Here is a 14,654-nt window from a genome sequence, read left to right on the forward strand (position 1 = left end):
GCGAACCGCTTCTACGAGGTCGCTCACGGAGAGAGGAGGGAGGCAGTATGGTAGTACGGGCCATATTTGTTCTTCTCAGCGCTCTTGCCGGTATGGCCTTGTTTCTACGGGCCCAAGACCAAAGTCGCGAGTTGTTGTGGGTGGGGTTTGGGGTCGGCGCCGCGGCAGGGGGACTCATCCTGGCCGGGGAATATGCGCTTCGAAGACTTTCATTCGGTATCATCGTCGGAGGCGCAGCGGGTCTCGCCGGCGGCCTCGTGTTGACGGGTCTCGTGGAATGGGTAGGGAGTGCGGTGTTCGATGTGGAGACGTTCCTATTTCACATCGGGGGCCTCGTGTTTCTCCTCGGCCTCCCGTATCTCGGCTTGGTGATGGGCGCCCGTTTCGGTAACGAACAGTTCCCGGGACTGGCGCAAGCGGCAACCGGACCTGGCGCGGGACAGGCTGTCGTCAAGGTGTTGGATACCAGCGTGATCATCGACGGACGCGTAGCGGATCTCTGTGAGACGGGATTTCTGGAAGGACCGTTTCTTGTGCCCCATTTCATTTTGAACGAGCTGCAGCACATCGCCGACTCGTCCGATTCGCTCAAGCGGGCTCGCGGGCGCAGAGGGTTGGATATCCTAAACAAGATTCAAAAGATGAACGACGTGGATGTCCGAATCGTCGAAGAGGATTTTCCCCACGTCAAGGAAGTGGATGCCAAACTGGTGGTGCTGGCCAAGAAAGTCGGTGGGCGTATCATCACCAACGATCTGAATCTCAACAAGGTGGCCGAACTCCAGGGTGTGCGGGTCCTGAATATCAATGAACTCTGCAATGCCTTGAGACCGGTCGTGTTGCCGGGTGAAACCATCCGCGTCTTCGTGTTGAAGGAAGGCAAGGAAGCGGGCCAGGGCGTGGCCTATTTGGACGATGGGACCATGATCGTCGTGGACAACGCCCGTCGGTGCATCGGCAGAAACGTGGACGTCACGGTCACCAGTGTGCTTCAAACGACGGCGGGTCGCATGATCTTCACCCGGTTGAAGGAAGAGACTGAGCGGGAGGAGTATCAGGTCGCTCGTGCGTAAACGGATGATGGGGTCGCAAGCGGGCCGCGTTTGGGCAGGCAGGGCCCCGAAGTGGAAAGTCCGTGCAAGGGGGGTGGAGGGCGTGCAACCTCCCTGTGCCCGCGGCGGTGAGTGTGTCCGTGCCGACTCGTGAACAGCAAAGTTTCCCGCGAGTGGTGGCGCTGGTCCCGGCGGCAGGCCGCGGGCTCCGTATGGGCGGCCGGATTCCCAAGCAATTTCTGCAGTTGGGGGGGGTGCCGATTCTCGTCCATTCCCTCCGTGTCCTTCAAGCGTCGCCTACCATTCACGAAATCATCCTCGCGGTTCCTCAGGCGGAACGGCAATATTGTCTCGATCATGTGCTGGCCGGCGGGGAGTTCGGCAAGGTGACGAAGGTCGTGGCGGGTGGGGCGCAGCGGCAGGATTCGGTCCGTCATGCCTTGTCGGAAGTCGGAAGCGACTGCGAGATCGTGCTGGTGCATGACGCCGTACGCCCCTTTCTGACCGAAGATATGGTCCGCGGGGTGGTGGCCGCGGCGGTGGAGCATGGCGCAGCGATCATCGCGCTGCCGATGCGGGATACGGTCAAATCGGTCGGGTCGAACGGCGTCATCGAGCGGACCGTGGATCGAGGGCCCCTGTGGCTCGCGCAGACCCCGCAGGCTTTTCGACGCGAGTGGTTGGCGGAAGCGCACCGCAAGGGCCACCTGAGCGGGAGCCAGGCGACGGATGATGCGCACTTGGTGGAGTTGATCGGAAAGCCGGTCGTGGTCGTCGAAGGCAGTGGAGAAAACATCAAGGTGACGAGGCCGGAAGATCTCGTGATCGGAGAAGCGATTCTCGGCGCACGAGCGGTGAGGAGAGACGGATGACGGCAATACGAATGGGGTGCGGGTGGGACATTCACCCCTTGGTGGAGGGGCGCAAGTTGATGCTCGGCGGACTGGACATTCCGCACAGCAAGGGGCTACAGGGCCATTCCGATTCGGATGCACTGGTGCACGCCGTTTGTGATGCCTTGCTGGGAGCCATGGGCGAGGGAGATTTGGGGCGGCACTATCCCAGTTCCGACCAGCGGTATAAAAACATCTCCAGTCTGAAGCTCCTGGAAGATGTGGCGGAAAAGTTGCGAGCCAAAGGGTATCGCGTGGGCAACGTGGACAGCACGATCATCGCGCAAGCGCCTCGACTGAGCCCCCACCTGGCGGCCATGGAAAGGACCATTGCCGACGTGCTTCGCGTCGATCCCGGCCTGGTGAACGTGAAGGTGAAGAGCGGTGAAGGGTTGGATGCGGTGGGACGGGAGGAGGCGATTGCGGCTCAGGCGGTCTGCGTGATCGAACGCGTGTAGTCCGTGTCGGGCGGTTGCCGCGTCGAGTGCTGGACATGTTGAAGACGATCAAACAGGACCTCCAGGCCATCTTCGATCGTGACCCGGCCGCCACCGGCAGGCTCGAAGTCATTCTCACCTATGCGGGGTTCCATGCGCTGCTGGCCTATCGCCTGGCGCATTGGCTGAAAGGCCACCACATTCCCTTCTTGCCTCGGGCCATTTCACAACTTGCGCGCTGGTTGACGGGCATCGAAATTCACCCCTCCGCAAAGATCGGGATTGGGTTCTTCATCGACCATGGCATGGGCGTGGTGATCGGCGAGACGGCGGAGATAGGCGACCATGTGACCCTGTTTCAAGGCGTGACGCTCGGCGGGACGGGTAAGGAGCGCGGTAAGCGCCATCCGACGCTGGGGAACCATGTGGTGGTGGGAGCCGGCGCGAAGATTCTCGGCGGCATCCGCATCGGCGATAACGTGAAGATCGGTGCGAACTCGGTCGTGCTGAAGCCGGTGCCGCCCAACTCCACCGTCATCGGGGTGCCGGCGCGCATCATCAAGTCACAAGGGGAGCGTCTGCCGGATGCCACCATGGATCACATCAATCTTCCAGACCCCATCAGCGACCGATTCCTCGCCTTGGAGCAGGAACTGATCGAATTGCGCAAGAAGCTCGACGAGCGCGCGTCCCAGGACCCTCGCTAGCCGGCGAGGCACATGTTCATAAATTTCTTCCGTTCATCCCCAGCCAGCTGTTTCGCCTTGGCCTCCTTGTTACAGACCTTCATTTTTTCTTGCGGCGCAGCGGCCGCCTTGGCGGGTTTGGCGGAGAGGCAGGCTTTCATAAACGCCCTCCGTTCGTCTCGCTTGCCCTCTCCATATAACCCCTGGGCATCCGCTTCGGCATTGCAGGCTTTCATTTTGTTCTGTAGGGCGCCGGCGTACCCGGCAGGCGGAGTGATCAGCCAGAGGCTGGCGACGGCCGAGGCCAACAGAATCGCGAGGTGATTCATCGACGACTCCTTTCGACGAAGAACAGGTTCGAGGAGTGAGCACTAGACCAAATGCTGCCGAGTCGGGACCATGAGCGCCTTGCTTGCCTGGCCATTCACGGTTCCATAGTCGACTCTGACGAGATACAGTCCATGAGCGGGGGCGGTCCGTCCCGCCGCCGCCCGCGTGCGTGCGGCAAGCACACGGCTCATGTCCGCCGCCGGACGTTTACCGCGGCCCACCTCCACGAGCGTGCCGACCATGCTGCGCACCATCTGCTTCAAAAACCGATCGGCGTAAAATGACAACACGATGAGGTCGTCGCGACGGGCGATATCCGCTTGTTGGAGGTGGCATTCGGGGTTCTCGTTGTCGGTGGGGGCCGTCTGGAAGGCGGAGAAATCGTGCGTTCCCCTGAGAAGGGCGGCAGCCTCCTGCATGGCGACCACATCCAGCGGTTTATATATGAGCCATACCCGTTCCCGCAACAAGGCGGCCCGTTCCGATCGGTTGAGCACATGGTACTCATACAGTTTACCGGTCGCCGAATAACGTGCGTGAAATGCATCCGGCACGGGCTCGACGGAGAGCACACTGATGTCGGGCGGCAGGTGGGCATTCAAGGCGCGCAACCATTCCCTCGGGGATAAATTCCGGTCGGTCCGGAAGCTGGCGACTTGACCAAGCGCATGGACCCCGGCATCTGTTCGTCCGGCCGCAACGAGCGACGGGCGCTCCGTCGTGATCGCAGCCAGCGCCTGCTCCATCGTGCCCTGCACGGTGACGGTGTTCAGCTGTCGCTGCCAGCCTGCATAGGCGGTCCCGTCGTATTCGATGACGACTTTGAAGGTAGTCATGGCTTACCTGGGAACTCTAACCGAACGAGAAGGGGGCTGTCACCTGAGAGGATTGGTGTGGAGGTAGGTCTTCACACCGTCGAAAATGGCTTCCGCGATATGCGTCAGGAACGGCTGGGAGCGCATCTGGTCTTCTTCGGTGGGATTCGACATGAAGGCGATTTCGGCCAGAATGCTGGGCATCGTAGTGAAGCGCAGCACATAGAAGGGTGCCGTCTTTACGCCATGGTCGATGGTGCTGTAGCGGCTGTTGAGGTTCGAGACCATGGCCTGTTTGGCGGTCCAGGCCAGCTCTTGAGAGTGCTCGATTTTCTTGGTGGTCAGGAGGTCGGCGACGATATATTGCCAGCCGACGCCGGTATTGTTGAGCGGGGTTCCATTTTCGCGTGCCGCCACTTCGAGCGCTCGCTGGTCCTTGGCTTCTCCGAAGTGGTAGATCTCCAGGCCCCGGATGCCCTTGTGGGGGTGAGAATTGACGTGAATCGAGAGAAACAAGTCCGCGTTTTTCTCGTTGGCGAACTTGGCGCGATCTTCCAATTCGATGAAGGTGTCTCGATCACGCGTCATGAGTACGCGCGTATTCGGAAGCGAGCCGATCAGATCCTTCAACATCAGCCCGACCTTGAGGGTCACGTCCTTTTCCGTGGTGCCGTGGCGTCCGATCGTGCCGGGGTCCTTGCCGCCATGTCCCGGATCGATGACGATCGTGCGGATGGGAGGGGCGGGTTTGGGACTCGCCGGGCGCGCGGGCTCCGTGACGGTGGGACTGGGGATGACCGGCGGCGTCGGCAATGCGGCGGCAGGTGCAGGAGCCGGCGGAACGGTGGTGGAGACCTCACCGACTTGGCGAGCGCCCTCCTTGGCCATGCGCGACACGTCGATGACCAGCCGGTCCGGATTGGCCAAGGCGAAGGCCTTATACTGCGTCATCTGGCTGCGCGGTAAGGTGATCGTGACCGTCCGTGGCTTGCTCTGGGTGATCTGATAGGGGTGAGGCACTGTTCCACCCGAGACGCGTCGGCGGGAATCCTTCCCGAGAACGGCATTCTGCACTTCGATGACCACGCGGTCGGGGTTGTGCAGATGGTGCTCCGAGAACGACGCCTTGCGGTTGAGATCGAGCACGAGTCTGGTACCGTCGGCGGTGGACCAACTGCGGAGGTCTCGCACCATCGTCGGGTATCGCGCACCGGCAGCAGACTCTTGTTTCACCGCCAGGAACCTCGGGGCGATCGTCTCTGCCACCGGCGTCGGCGACCAAGACGGAGCAACAGGATGTTCCGCCCGTGCGTCGACGAAGACACTACAGAGCAGGACGCTCAACAGGAGGAGAAGGATGGAACGGAACGGACGGGGGGCACGACTCACAGGCCGGAACTCCTCTCACCGAGGGTGGTGCATAAGGCCTTTTCTCAGATGTTTGTGGTAATGTCAACCAAAGCCCTCAAACGACGTGATTCTAAATGGCGACGCATCTGCTTGTCGATGGATATAACCTTCTGGGGAGCGCTGGCATGGGCGGCCCGCCGGCAGCCGGCCGTCTCGAAGCGGCGCGGGACGCATTGTTACGGAGCCTGACCGGGTATCGTCATCGGAAGGGGCATGCCATCACGATCGTGTTCGACGGTTGGCAGGGAGGGGCTCCGTCCGAGCAGCGTGAGTTCCTGTCCGGGATCGAAGTCGTCTATTCCAAACGTGGCGAGCGCGCCGACCAGGTGATTCAGCGGCTGGCGCGGCTCTACGGCAGGGATTGCGCCGTCGTGTCCTCGGACCACGAGGTGGTGGCCGTTGCTCGAGCGGCGGGAGCGTTCATTCTCGGCGCCGCGGAGTTTCGAACCAAACTCCAGGAGCGTTCCCCGTCTGGTTCTGTGGCCCCGTTCAAGGAACTGGATCGTGGAGACGATGACAGGGGCACACGCTCACAGGACAAACGGGGCAATCCTCGCAAACTGCCCAAGTCACAGCGTCGTCGCAACCATCAACTCAAGGGATTCTGAACAGCCTGCGTGCGTTGTCGCCGGTCAAGCGAGCGATGGCTTCGACCGTCGTGGGCACGCCGTTTGGCGTGAGCATGGTGAGCCGTTCGGCCACCTGCCTCACGTAGGCCGGTTCGTTGCGTTTCCCGCGATGGGGAACGGGAGTCAGGTAGGGGCAATCCGTTTCGATGAGCAGCCGGTCTGCCGGAACCGTCTTTGCAATGTCGCGCAGCACGGCGGCATTCTGAAACGTCAGAATGCCGGAGAACGAAATGTAAAATCCCAATTCGATCGCGTCCTTCGCCAGCCACGTATCGCCTGAAAAGCAGTGAAAGACTCCGCCGATCTCTGAGGCTCGTTCTTCCTTCAAGATGCGAATCGTGTCGTCCTGCGCTTCTCGGGTGTGGATGATGACGGGGAGTCGCAGCTCCCGGGCCAACTGTAATTGTTCACGGAAGCGCCTGCGCTGCAGGTCCGGGTCCGAGTGGTTGTAGTGGTAATCGAGGCCGATTTCACCATAGGCCACCACTTTCTCGCTGTCCCGCGCCAGCTGCCGCAAGGTGTCATACCAGTCGTCGGTGATGTGCCTGACTTCGTGCGGATGGACACCGACCGAGGCATAGACAAAGTCGTATTGTGCCGCCAAGGCCACCGCTGCGCGGCTGGTGGCGAGGTCGCAGCCGATGGTGATCATCCGTTCGACCCCCGCCTCGCGCGCACGGGCCAGCATGGCCTCGCGGTCGGCATCGTAGCGAGCGTCATCGAGATGGGTATGGGTGTCGATCAGCATAGCGCGCATCCTACCATGGTGTCCGACGGGGTCGCGAGTGCAAAGGAGGCACAGTCGGCCACTTGACATTCATCGGCCGCAATGTTAAATGCAACTCATTTGCAATATGGGCGACCGATGAGAACTTCGATCCTGCGCAATCTCCGATCCGGCGGCAAGAGACTGACGAAGCCGCGAAGGGCCATCTTGGACCTCTTGGAAAAGAGCGCGCTGCCTGTTACGGCGGTGGAGATCCATCAAGGGCTCAAGAAAGCGAAGGTGTCGGCGGACCTGGTGACGGTGTATCGCAATTTGACCATGCTCCAGAATCTTGGGCTGGTCCAGCCCGTCAGTTTGCACGAAGGTCAGACCCGTTACGAGGTCTCTCAGGGACGGGAGCATCATCACCACATCCAATGTCGAGGCTGCGGGCTGATCGTTGATCTGATGCTCTGCCCGGTCAAGAAGATCACCGAGCTGGTCGAACAGCAGACCAAGTTTGCGGTCGAGGGCCACGCGTTGGAGTTCTTTGGACGGTGCGCGCAATGTCGCTGAGCAGGGTATTCGCAAGAAGTCGGCATTGGGCCATCGTGCTCGCCTACCTGTTGCTGGTGTTCACGCTGCAACCCCTGTTGCTCAACCATGCCTTCGCGAGCGGCCCTTCGCATGACCATTCCGACCAGGATGCTTGCGCGTGGCTCGACCATGCCGCCAGCGCCGGCCTGCACTCCAGCGCTCCTCCTCTGTCGCTGGTGCAGATCATCACGTCCGTCTCCTCCGTCTTGACGGCTCCGCACCGTTCCACTGTGCTCTCTCACGTCTCCGTCCGCGGTCCTCCCATCCTTCTCTAACACTCGTCTCGTTGTGCTGATGGTCCCCCTCACGCGTCTTGTGCAGGGGAAGACCGGGCAGCTGCCTGCTTGCGCCTCCTGTGGGGCAGGAGCTCAAGGGGTTGGGTTGTTCTTCGCCCGGAAGAACAGCGCTCGGTCTTTTCCTGCAGAAGGCGTGCATGGTGTGCGCGCTCTGTTGAGGGTTTTCATTCACTGGAGGTGAGTATGGCTACCGACCTGATGGCGCCCGTTCCTGTGACGGTTCTGACGGGATTTCTTGGGGCAGGAAAGACGACCTTGCTGAATCGAATCTTGACGACCGAGCACGGCAAGCGTGTGGCGGTCATCGTGAATGAGTTCGGCGAAGTGGGGATCGACAATCAACTTGTCATCGGCGCCGACGAAGAAATCTTTGAGATGAACAACGGCTGCATCTACTGCACGGTACGGGGCGATTTGATCCGCATCATCGGCAATCTCCTCAAGCGAAAAGACCGGTTCGACTACATGGTCATCGAGACGACAGGGTTGGCCGATCCTGCGCCGGTGGCCCAGACCTTCTTTGTGGACGATGAGATGAAACGGCGGTTGTCGCTCGACGGGATCATCACCGTCGTCGACTCGAAACATATTTGGGAACACCTCGACAAGAGTCCAGAAGCCAAAGAGCAGATCGCCTTTGCCGATGTGATTCTGCTCAACAAGATCGATCTGGTGCCGTCGGCCGAGGTCGACCGGCTCGAGGCTCGAATCAAGGCGATCAACGTCATGGCAAAGATTCATCGGACGAGGGATGCGCAGGTGGAGATCAACCGGTTGTTGAACATCGGCGCGTTCGATCTGAGCCGGAAGCTGGAGATCGATCCGAATTTTCTGGGCGAAGAAGCTCATGAACATGATCCGAGCGTCTTCTCTGTGGCGCTGGTCGAAGAGGGAATGATCGATGAGAGGAAGGTCAACGACTGGTTCCGCGAGGTGCTCTCCACGATGGGAACGAAGCTCTACCGGATGAAGGGCATTCTGAACGTCGAAGGACGCGACCAGCGGTTCGTGTTTCAGGGGGTCCACATGTTGTTCGACGGCAAGGCGGACCGAGCCTGGAAGAAGGGGGAAGCCCGCAGCAACCAACTGGTGTTTATCGGGAAAGACCTCGACCGCGCGGCGTTGACGAAAGGATTTCGGTCATGCCTCGTCTAGCCAAGTCGAAGGCGATCATCACGTTGGGCTCGGTGGGGTATGTCACGCTCGGCGATTACATCAATCGCGTGGCCTTCTCTGCGGATGGCACCGGGTTGGCGGCTTGTTCCGCATCGGGACAAGTCTCGATCTGGCAGGTACCTACGGTGCAACCGCTCGGCGATCTCAGAGGCCATGACCGGTCGGCTCTCACGCTCGCCTGGCATCCGAGCCGGAGCGGGTTGGCAACAGGTGGGCAGGATGGCGTCGTCCGGCTCTGGGGCCTCGATGCAAGCGCGGAGAGAGCCGTGCTTCCCGTGGGAGAGCAGGGTTCGTGGGGCGAACATCTGGCCTGGTCTCCGGACGGGCGCTTTCTGGCGGCATCGGCAGGGAAGAGCCTCCGGATCTGGAGTGTGGATGCGGCGAGTAGCCCGCAGCTGGTTGCGGATGTACCGGCGCACAAAACGACTGTGTCGGCGCTGTCCTGGATGCCGAATGGGGGCGGTGTCATTTCCTCCTGCTATGGTGGTGCATGGCTCTGGACGGTGGGAACGCAAAAACCGGTGCGGCCGTTCCCGTACGACGGCGCGTTACTGTCCATCGCGGTCAATCCGTCCGGGGAGTATCTGGCTTCGGGAAATCTCGACGGCTCAGTGCATTTGTTTCGCACGGACAGCGAACAGAATTGGCACATGTCCGGCTATCCGATGAAGGTCACCTCGGTCAGGTTTGACCATAACGGGCTTAATCTGTTCACAGCCTCCGGTCCTGCGCTCGTCTCCTGGAACATGAAAAAATTCGAAGGCACCGGCGGGCGCCTGTTCAAAGGACACCTGGGGTGGATTCAGGAGATCGCCTGTCATCCCAACCTGTCGCTCGTCGCGACGGTTGGTGAAGACGGCCTCTTATGTATCTGGGAGCCGCAGACCACCAAGCCGATTCTCAGCCAGGAAGTGAACAAGTCGGGCGGACTGTCTACGGTCGCCTGGAGTCCTCACGGCACATGGCTGGCGACCGGCACGAATGACGGCGTGGTGTCGCTGTTTGCCGTGGAAAGTATCGGAGGGCGGTCATGAACCTATTCGGCGGGCGTCGCACCATCGCTCCGGATCGGGCGGAGCGCATCAAGGCCTGGGCTCGCAGGCTGTGGGTACTGTCAGACGAGACCACTGTGATGGTGACGGAATTAGAGTGCCGTGAGCCGGGATGCCCGCCGATCGAAACCGTCATCGCGGTGCTCGAAGGGCCGGGACGGACGACACAATACAAAATCCACAAAGCGGCCGACGAGGTGTCTCAAGCGGATGTCGAGGCGTTGGCGGCTGGAGAGGAGTCGCATCATGCCCACTAAGGCCACGCGAGCCAGAGCCTCAGCTTCTCCGGTCTATGTGATCGCCGGTTTTCTCGGTAGCGGGAAAACCACATTGCTGAAACGGGTGCTGGCTCATGAGTTGGAGCGTGGCGTGAAACCGGGCGTGCTGATGAACGAGTTCGGTGAAGTCGATGTGGACGGCGCCGTCCTGCATGAACATCCCCGATCCAACGAGATCGAGCTAGAGTCGCTGCTGAGCGGCTGTATCTGCTGCGACCTGTCGGGGGCATTCGCCGAGAAGGTCGGCCATCTCTTGAAAAAAACGCAGGGCGCTCCGCTGTTCGTCGAGACAGCCGGCTTGGCGGACACGGGCCAGGTGGTGGCCGGCGTCGAGCGGGCCTTGGCCGAGCATTCGCATACGGCCAGGTTGGCCTCGGTGATCGTGATGGTCGATGCGCCGAGATTCCTGAAGCTCGGCGCGTACTGGCCTGCAGCGAACGATCACCTGAAACGAGCCGATATGGTGGTCCTGAATAAGCTCGATCAGATCGACGACCGGCAGGTCGCGCTCGTGGAGGGACGGATCAGAGCGGCCAATCCCGCAGCGCGCATTGTCAGGGCGGTCCATGCGGATGTCCCGATCAATCGACTGTTAGAGGGACCGGCAGAGAGGCGCAGGGCGAAGATTGTCACCGGTCCGTTCAAGGATTCTACCGCGGGGTACCGGAGCGGCAGCTTCAAAATCCTGCGGCCGTTCGAGCCGGATCGGCTGGAGCGCTGGTTGAGGCGATATCAACGCTCCGTGGTGCGGCTGAAGGGATACGCCAGAGTTCAGGGGGGTCAAGGGATGCAAGAGGTGCAGTGGATAATGGGCGCGTTGTCCATTGTGCCGTACCAGGGTGTGAAGCAGTCGCAAGCGAAGATTGTGGTGATCGGCCGGCGGGTGGCCTGGCAACGGTTTCTGGAAGGGCTTGAACAGTGTCTCGTGCAGCCGGAGCGGGGCACCACTGGTCGGCGTCGGGCTGGGAAGAAGATGTCGCGATGAGAGGGGAGTGATCATGATGACAACGACAGGCACAGGGCACACCTTCGTCGATGATTCGGTTGCGCGCCTCCTGGTCAAGGACGCGCACAGTCGCATGTACAACTGGCCTGCCTCCTTCGCCGGCTATCGGGCGAACGTGACGCTGAACGAGGACGGGCGGATTTGGGCCGGGAGCGTACGGCTCGTGCCCAGGAAAGACACCACCGTCGAGTTGGCCGGTGCCGACCCGTCGCTGCAAGAGTGGGTACGTGAGCGGTTGTGGACCCAGGGGATGCACCTGGCCTCTGCCTCCTTCGAGGAAGGCGACGGGAAATATGTGTTGTCCTTCGACCCAGACGACGATCCCGCCGTTCCGCATCCGCGCGGGCGGCGCGTCTTGCTCACCGGTGGGCGACTCGAATCGTGGTACCGAATCAAGGATCATCGTTATACCCAGATTGGTCGTCTCACCCCCATGACCGAGCGTCGCGTGAACACGATCGAACGATACGATCAGGCGCCGGATGGTCGGCAGTATTCCTCGCACTACGTCATGACCTATTTCACGCTGGATGGCCAATCGGTCGTGAGAATGGAGAGTTACGTGAACGAGTATCTGGATATAGACGGTATGTGGTTGCCGCTGCGCCGTTGCGTGTCGTTCGGAGAAAGCGGGACGGTCAAGACGCGGTGATCGAACTCTCACAGCATGAGGTGTGGTGATGGGTGACAATCAGATAGACGGGGCTCGCCTGATACCGGAGCGGCCGGAGTTGCGGGCAGGGGAACTGGCGCTGGACACAGCCCAGATCCGAGACGGCCGAACGGCCTCCATGTTGCCTGCCGCTGGTCGTGTTGTATCAACGGGCCTGGGACCTGGCGCAGGCGGCAGAAGTGTCCTTTGCTGGGCTGATGCATTCGGCCGAAGCGGCGGCCCTGGCAGATGCGATCCGGCATCTGTTGGACGAAGTCGGGGATCGTGAAGGCAGCACCAGGTGGTCGGTGCGGTTCTCGGAGGCCAGGCATTTAAGCGCGGTGCTGCAGGATGCACTCACGGAGGGAAAGGACACCGAATCATGACGGCGACGATTACAAGGGTGGCGGCTCCTGTGGATGTGGCGGTCTTGACGGTGTCGGACAGCCGGACGCTGGAGCAGGATCGGAGTGGCGATACGATCGTCGGTCGACTGACCCAAGCAGGGCACCGCCTCGCCGACCGACGGTTGTGCAAGGACGATTTCCACACGATTCGCGAGACGATCGCTGCCTGGGTCGCCGATCCCAAGGTCGACTTCGTGATCGTGACCGGGGGGACGGGCGTCACGCAACGGGATGTGACACCCGATGCCGTCCGCTCCCTATTCACCAAACCGATTCCCGGGTTCGGTGAACTGTTCCGCTGGTTGAGTTATGCGGAAATCGGCACCTCCACGATTCAGTCCCGCGCCCGATGCCGGGGTGTGTGGGGACACGATTGTGTTTCTGCTTCCCGGGAGTCTCGGAGCCTGTCGGCTCGGCATGGAGCAGATCATCCTGCCTCAGCTCGACCTCAATCACCGACCCTGCAACCTGGTGGAGCTGCTGCCGAGGGTACGACATGAACAGGAGCCGCATGTCGACGCATAACGCGTTCATATTACAGGGCATGCGGTGTCGGAGGGCATTCGCATGATGGTCCCCGCCGAGCCGACCTGGGGATTTGCCGTTCTGATGGGGCTACTCGGAAGTCTGGGTGCCTTGATCCCGGCCTGTCTCGTGCTGTTCATCCCCGATGGATGGCGGCACCGCGCGATGCCGTACCTCCTGAGTTACGCGACCGGGACGATGTTAGCAACCGCGATTATCGGCCTCATTCCCGAGGCGCTGGGACATATTCCCATTCTTGAAGTGGGCCTCTCCTTGCTGGCCGGATTGGTGTTGTTTTTCGTGCTGGAATGGACGGTGATCTGGCGGCACGCGCACGGGGAGGAGTCCGGCCACGAGCTGCATTCTTCAAGGCATGACCATGGTCACGCCCATGGGATAGCGAAGAAGACCGGGATGCTCGTGTTGATCGGCGACGGGGTTCACAACATGGCGGACGGTATCGCCATCGGTGCCGCCTGTGTGGCCTCGCCGGGTCTGGGGCTGGTGACGACGTTGGCGGTGTTGGGGCATGAAGTGCCTCAAGAATTGAGCGACTTCACGATTCTCCTCTCGAGCGGCTTTTCACGTTGGCGGGCGTTCTTCTGGAACACGGTCTCGGGGTTGGGCACCCTCGTCGGGGTGGTGATCGCCTATGGGGGGCTCGGGTATGCAGAAGCGATTGTGCCCTACGCGCTCAGCGTGGCGGCTGCCAGCTTCCTCTACATCGGGCTCGCGGATTTGGTGCCGGGGTTGCACGGGCGTGTCGGCGCCGCCAAGGGCCTGTGGCAATTCGCCATGATGATTGCGGGAATGGTCACAATCGGGGCGCTCACGATGTTGCCGCATTGATGGCGAGGAGGCGGGCATGGACTCGACGAGAAGGCAGGCGCAACTGGGCACGCAGACCATCCATTTAACGGGAATCGTCCCCGCACCCGGAGAGCGGCTTCGGGGGAAGTTCGTGATTCCGGCCGCCAGGCGTGCGGACCGTCCGCTCACGGCCGAAGATCTCTGCCGAGGCGTGATCGTGGTCTCGACCATTCCGAACATTCACAAGCATGCCTGCCTCTCACAGATCGTCGATTTGGATGAACGAGGCCGTGCTCTATCCGAACAGCTGCGGATCGTGCACGTCTCGGCGGATCACGAGAGCCATTGGCAGGAGGTCGATCAGTTCCATCCGAACATCCAGGCTGCCGGCTATTCGTTGTGCTCTGCGGATGCTGCGAGTCGTGAGGCGTTCGTGACCACGTTCGGCGTCGGCGTGGAGGGTCACCATCGTATTGCGCATGGGTTGTTTGCCTTGCAGGACGGGTACTTCGTGGAAGTGGACATCCCCCACGATCAGATGCGCGCGGCTGAGGTCAGCGGATTTCTTGATCGTGTGATCAGAGCGAAGGGACGGGGGCGCCAGAAGGTCTAGCGCCCGCGTCATCGGGAGGGAGCGCGCGTTAGGCGAGTTGCAAGGGCCCGTGGTCATCGCAATGGGCGCCGTGGGCAAAGTGCAGATGACCGGCGACAAGGTAGTCGACGTGGTCGCCGTGTGGCACTGCGGGATGGCCACAGGTGCTCCCGTGGCGATGCCCGGACTCATGTCCCTCGCAGCGATGGGTCGGTGTGCAGCCGGTGGGGTTGTGGTTGGTGACGTCCAGCCGGTGTTCATCGACGTGGTCGCCGTGCAGGTGGTGTAGGTGTCCGTCATGCAAA

The 14,654-nt window shown here is 61.2% G+C and carries 20 protein-coding genes and 1 pseudogene; 17 read left to right on the forward strand and 4 right to left on the reverse strand.

Features of this window, described 5'->3' with window-relative positions; all coding sequences use genetic code 11:
* The first annotated feature begins 47 nt into the window (after positions 1 to 47).
* From HRU82_17760 to cysE, 4 genes are all read left to right on the forward strand, one after another.
* Positions 48 to 1,073: a TRAM domain-containing protein gene (locus HRU82_17760; GenBank protein ID QOJ36683.1), complete on the forward strand. Its 1,026-nt coding sequence runs from the start codon at positions 48 to 50 to the stop codon at positions 1,071 to 1,073.
* Between the two features lie 119 nt (positions 1,074 to 1,192).
* Positions 1,193 to 1,924, forward strand: coding sequence for a 2-C-methyl-D-erythritol 4-phosphate cytidylyltransferase (ispD, locus tag HRU82_17765; GenBank protein ID QOJ36684.1), 732 nt, complete (start codon positions 1,193 to 1,195; stop codon positions 1,922 to 1,924).
* Positions 1,921 to 2,403, forward strand: coding sequence for a 2-C-methyl-D-erythritol 2,4-cyclodiphosphate synthase (locus tag HRU82_17770; protein QOJ36685.1), 483 nt, complete (start codon positions 1,921 to 1,923; stop codon positions 2,401 to 2,403). Before ispD ends, HRU82_17770 begins: the two co-directional genes overlap by 4 nt.
* Positions 2,404 to 2,438: 35 nt before the next feature.
* The gene (cysE, locus tag HRU82_17775; protein ID QOJ36686.1) at positions 2,439 to 3,089 is read left to right on the forward strand and encodes a serine O-acetyltransferase; all 651 of its coding nucleotides are present in this window, start codon (positions 2,439 to 2,441) and stop codon (positions 3,087 to 3,089) included.
* Here cysE and HRU82_17780 read toward each other — a convergent pair.
* From HRU82_17780 to HRU82_17790, 3 genes are read right to left on the reverse strand one after another with little or no spacing between them, the layout of a single operon-like run.
* Positions 3,086 to 3,397, reverse strand: a complete 312-nt coding sequence (locus tag HRU82_17780) for a phosphate starvation-inducible protein PsiF (protein ID QOJ36687.1) — start codon at positions 3,395 to 3,397, stop codon at positions 3,086 to 3,088. The two genes, cysE and HRU82_17780, sit on opposite strands and share 4 nt — an antisense overlap.
* A gap of 42 nt (positions 3,398 to 3,439) precedes the next feature.
* Positions 3,440 to 4,234 carry a tRNA pseudouridine(38-40) synthase TruA gene (truA, locus tag HRU82_17785; GenBank protein ID QOJ36688.1) on the reverse strand — a complete coding sequence of 265 codons (795 nt, stop codon included), beginning with the start codon at positions 4,232 to 4,234 and terminating at the stop codon, positions 3,440 to 3,442.
* A 39-nt stretch (positions 4,235 to 4,273) separates the two neighbouring features.
* A complete protein-coding gene (locus HRU82_17790; protein QOJ36689.1) occupies positions 4,274 to 5,602 on the reverse strand; it encodes an N-acetylmuramoyl-L-alanine amidase in 1,329 nt (442 codons plus the stop codon).
* A 146-nt stretch (positions 5,603 to 5,748) separates the two neighbouring features.
* On the opposite strand from HRU82_17790, the gene HRU82_17795 reads away from it, so the two are divergent.
* Positions 5,749 to 6,231, forward strand: a complete 483-nt coding sequence (locus HRU82_17795) for an NYN domain-containing protein (GenBank protein ID QOJ36690.1) — start codon at positions 5,749 to 5,751, stop codon at positions 6,229 to 6,231.
* Here the strand turns inward: HRU82_17795 and HRU82_17800 are convergent.
* Positions 6,218 to 7,000, reverse strand: a complete 783-nt coding sequence (locus HRU82_17800; GenBank protein ID QOJ36691.1) for a TatD family hydrolase — start codon at positions 6,998 to 7,000, stop codon at positions 6,218 to 6,220. The genes HRU82_17795 and HRU82_17800 overlap by 14 nt on opposite strands.
* Positions 7,001 to 7,117: 117 nt before the next feature.
* Between HRU82_17800 and HRU82_17805 the strand changes: the two genes are divergently transcribed.
* The 12 genes and pseudogenes from HRU82_17805 to HRU82_17860 all read left to right on the forward strand — a co-directional run bounded on the left by HRU82_17805 (position 7,118) and on the right by HRU82_17860 (position 14,638).
* The gene (locus tag HRU82_17805) at positions 7,118 to 7,534 is read left to right on the forward strand and encodes a transcriptional repressor (protein ID QOJ36692.1); all 417 of its coding nucleotides are present in this window, start codon (positions 7,118 to 7,120) and stop codon (positions 7,532 to 7,534) included.
* On the forward strand, positions 7,525 to 7,830 hold the full coding sequence (locus tag HRU82_17810; protein ID QOJ36693.1) for a hypothetical protein: 306 nt from the start codon (positions 7,525 to 7,527) through the stop codon (positions 7,828 to 7,830). The genes HRU82_17805 and HRU82_17810 overlap by 10 nt, the downstream gene beginning before the upstream one ends.
* A 204-nt stretch (positions 7,831 to 8,034) precedes the next feature.
* A complete protein-coding gene (locus tag HRU82_17815) occupies positions 8,035 to 9,006 on the forward strand; it encodes a GTP-binding protein (GenBank protein ID QOJ36694.1) in 972 nt (323 codons plus the stop codon).
* A complete protein-coding gene (locus HRU82_17820; GenBank protein ID QOJ36695.1) occupies positions 8,994 to 10,061 on the forward strand; it encodes a WD40 repeat domain-containing protein in 1,068 nt (355 codons plus the stop codon). The genes HRU82_17815 and HRU82_17820 overlap by 13 nt, the downstream gene beginning before the upstream one ends.
* The gene (locus HRU82_17825; GenBank protein QOJ36696.1) at positions 10,058 to 10,336 is read left to right on the forward strand and encodes a hypothetical protein; all 279 of its coding nucleotides are present in this window, start codon (positions 10,058 to 10,060) and stop codon (positions 10,334 to 10,336) included. Before HRU82_17820 ends, HRU82_17825 begins: the two co-directional genes overlap by 4 nt.
* Positions 10,326 to 11,342, forward strand: a complete 1,017-nt coding sequence (locus HRU82_17830) for a GTP-binding protein (protein ID QOJ36697.1) — start codon at positions 10,326 to 10,328, stop codon at positions 11,340 to 11,342. The genes HRU82_17825 and HRU82_17830 overlap by 11 nt, the downstream gene beginning before the upstream one ends.
* A 13-nt stretch (positions 11,343 to 11,355) precedes the next feature.
* On the forward strand, positions 11,356 to 12,015 hold the full coding sequence (locus HRU82_17835) for a DUF3386 family protein (protein QOJ36698.1): 660 nt from the start codon (positions 11,356 to 11,358) through the stop codon (positions 12,013 to 12,015).
* A gap of 158 nt (positions 12,016 to 12,173) precedes the next feature.
* Positions 12,174 to 12,401 (forward strand): hypothetical protein, encoded by a 228-nt coding sequence (locus HRU82_17840; GenBank protein ID QOJ36699.1) that lies wholly within the window; start codon positions 12,174 to 12,176, stop codon positions 12,399 to 12,401.
* Positions 12,398 to 12,947, forward strand: a pseudogene (gene moaB, locus HRU82_17845) (molybdenum cofactor biosynthesis protein B). The gene HRU82_17840 and the pseudogene moaB overlap by 4 nt, the downstream one beginning before the upstream one ends.
* Positions 12,948 to 12,989: 42 nt before the next feature.
* On the forward strand, positions 12,990 to 13,796 hold the full coding sequence (locus tag HRU82_17850; protein QOJ36700.1) for a ZIP family metal transporter: 807 nt from the start codon (positions 12,990 to 12,992) through the stop codon (positions 13,794 to 13,796).
* A gap of 16 nt (positions 13,797 to 13,812) precedes the next feature.
* On the forward strand, positions 13,813 to 14,370 hold the full coding sequence (locus HRU82_17855; GenBank protein ID QOJ36701.1) for a hypothetical protein: 558 nt from the start codon (positions 13,813 to 13,815) through the stop codon (positions 14,368 to 14,370).
* 49 nt (positions 14,371 to 14,419) lie between these two features.
* Positions 14,420 to 14,638 carry a hypothetical protein gene (locus HRU82_17860; GenBank protein QOJ36702.1) on the forward strand — a complete coding sequence of 73 codons (219 nt, stop codon included), beginning with the start codon at positions 14,420 to 14,422 and terminating at the stop codon, positions 14,636 to 14,638.
* Positions 14,639 to 14,654: the final 16 nt, after the last annotated feature.

The organism is Nitrospira sp. (assembly GCA_015709715.1).
Classification (GTDB): Bacteria; Nitrospirota; Nitrospiria; order Nitrospirales; family Nitrospiraceae; genus Nitrospira_A.

Bases quoted from the DNA above. Each gene is read 5' to 3' on its own strand.
- HRU82_17760 (QOJ36683.1), top strand. From the start codon at position 48: ATGGTAGTACGGGCCATATTTGTTCTTCTCAGCGCTCTTGCCGGTATG.
- HRU82_17770 (QOJ36685.1), top strand. From the start codon at position 1,921: ATGACGGCAATACGAATGGGGTGCGGGTGGGACATTCACCCCTTGGTG.
- cysE (QOJ36686.1), top strand. From the start codon at position 2,439: ATGTTGAAGACGATCAAACAGGACCTCCAGGCCATCTTCGATCGTGAC.
- HRU82_17780 (QOJ36687.1), bottom strand. From the start codon at position 3,397: ATGAATCACCTCGCGATTCTGTTGGCCTCGGCCGTCGCCAGCCTCTGG.
- truA (QOJ36688.1), bottom strand. From the start codon at position 4,234: ATGACTACCTTCAAAGTCGTCATCGAATACGACGGGACCGCCTATGCA.
- HRU82_17795 (QOJ36690.1), top strand. From the start codon at position 5,749: ATGGGCGGCCCGCCGGCAGCCGGCCGTCTCGAAGCGGCGCGGGACGCA.
- HRU82_17800 (QOJ36691.1), bottom strand. From the start codon at position 7,000: ATGCTGATCGACACCCATACCCATCTCGATGACGCTCGCTACGATGCC.
- HRU82_17805 (QOJ36692.1), top strand. From the start codon at position 7,118: ATGAGAACTTCGATCCTGCGCAATCTCCGATCCGGCGGCAAGAGACTG.
- HRU82_17810 (QOJ36693.1), top strand. From the start codon at position 7,525: ATGTCGCTGAGCAGGGTATTCGCAAGAAGTCGGCATTGGGCCATCGTG.
- HRU82_17815 (QOJ36694.1), top strand. From the start codon at position 8,035: ATGGCTACCGACCTGATGGCGCCCGTTCCTGTGACGGTTCTGACGGGA.
- HRU82_17820 (QOJ36695.1), top strand. From the start codon at position 8,994: ATGCCTCGTCTAGCCAAGTCGAAGGCGATCATCACGTTGGGCTCGGTG.
- HRU82_17825 (QOJ36696.1), top strand. From the start codon at position 10,058: ATGAACCTATTCGGCGGGCGTCGCACCATCGCTCCGGATCGGGCGGAG.
- HRU82_17830 (QOJ36697.1), top strand. From the start codon at position 10,326: ATGCCCACTAAGGCCACGCGAGCCAGAGCCTCAGCTTCTCCGGTCTAT.
- HRU82_17835 (QOJ36698.1), top strand. From the start codon at position 11,356: ATGATGACAACGACAGGCACAGGGCACACCTTCGTCGATGATTCGGTT.
- HRU82_17850 (QOJ36700.1), top strand. From the start codon at position 12,990: ATGATGGTCCCCGCCGAGCCGACCTGGGGATTTGCCGTTCTGATGGGG.
- HRU82_17855 (QOJ36701.1), top strand. From the start codon at position 13,813: ATGGACTCGACGAGAAGGCAGGCGCAACTGGGCACGCAGACCATCCAT.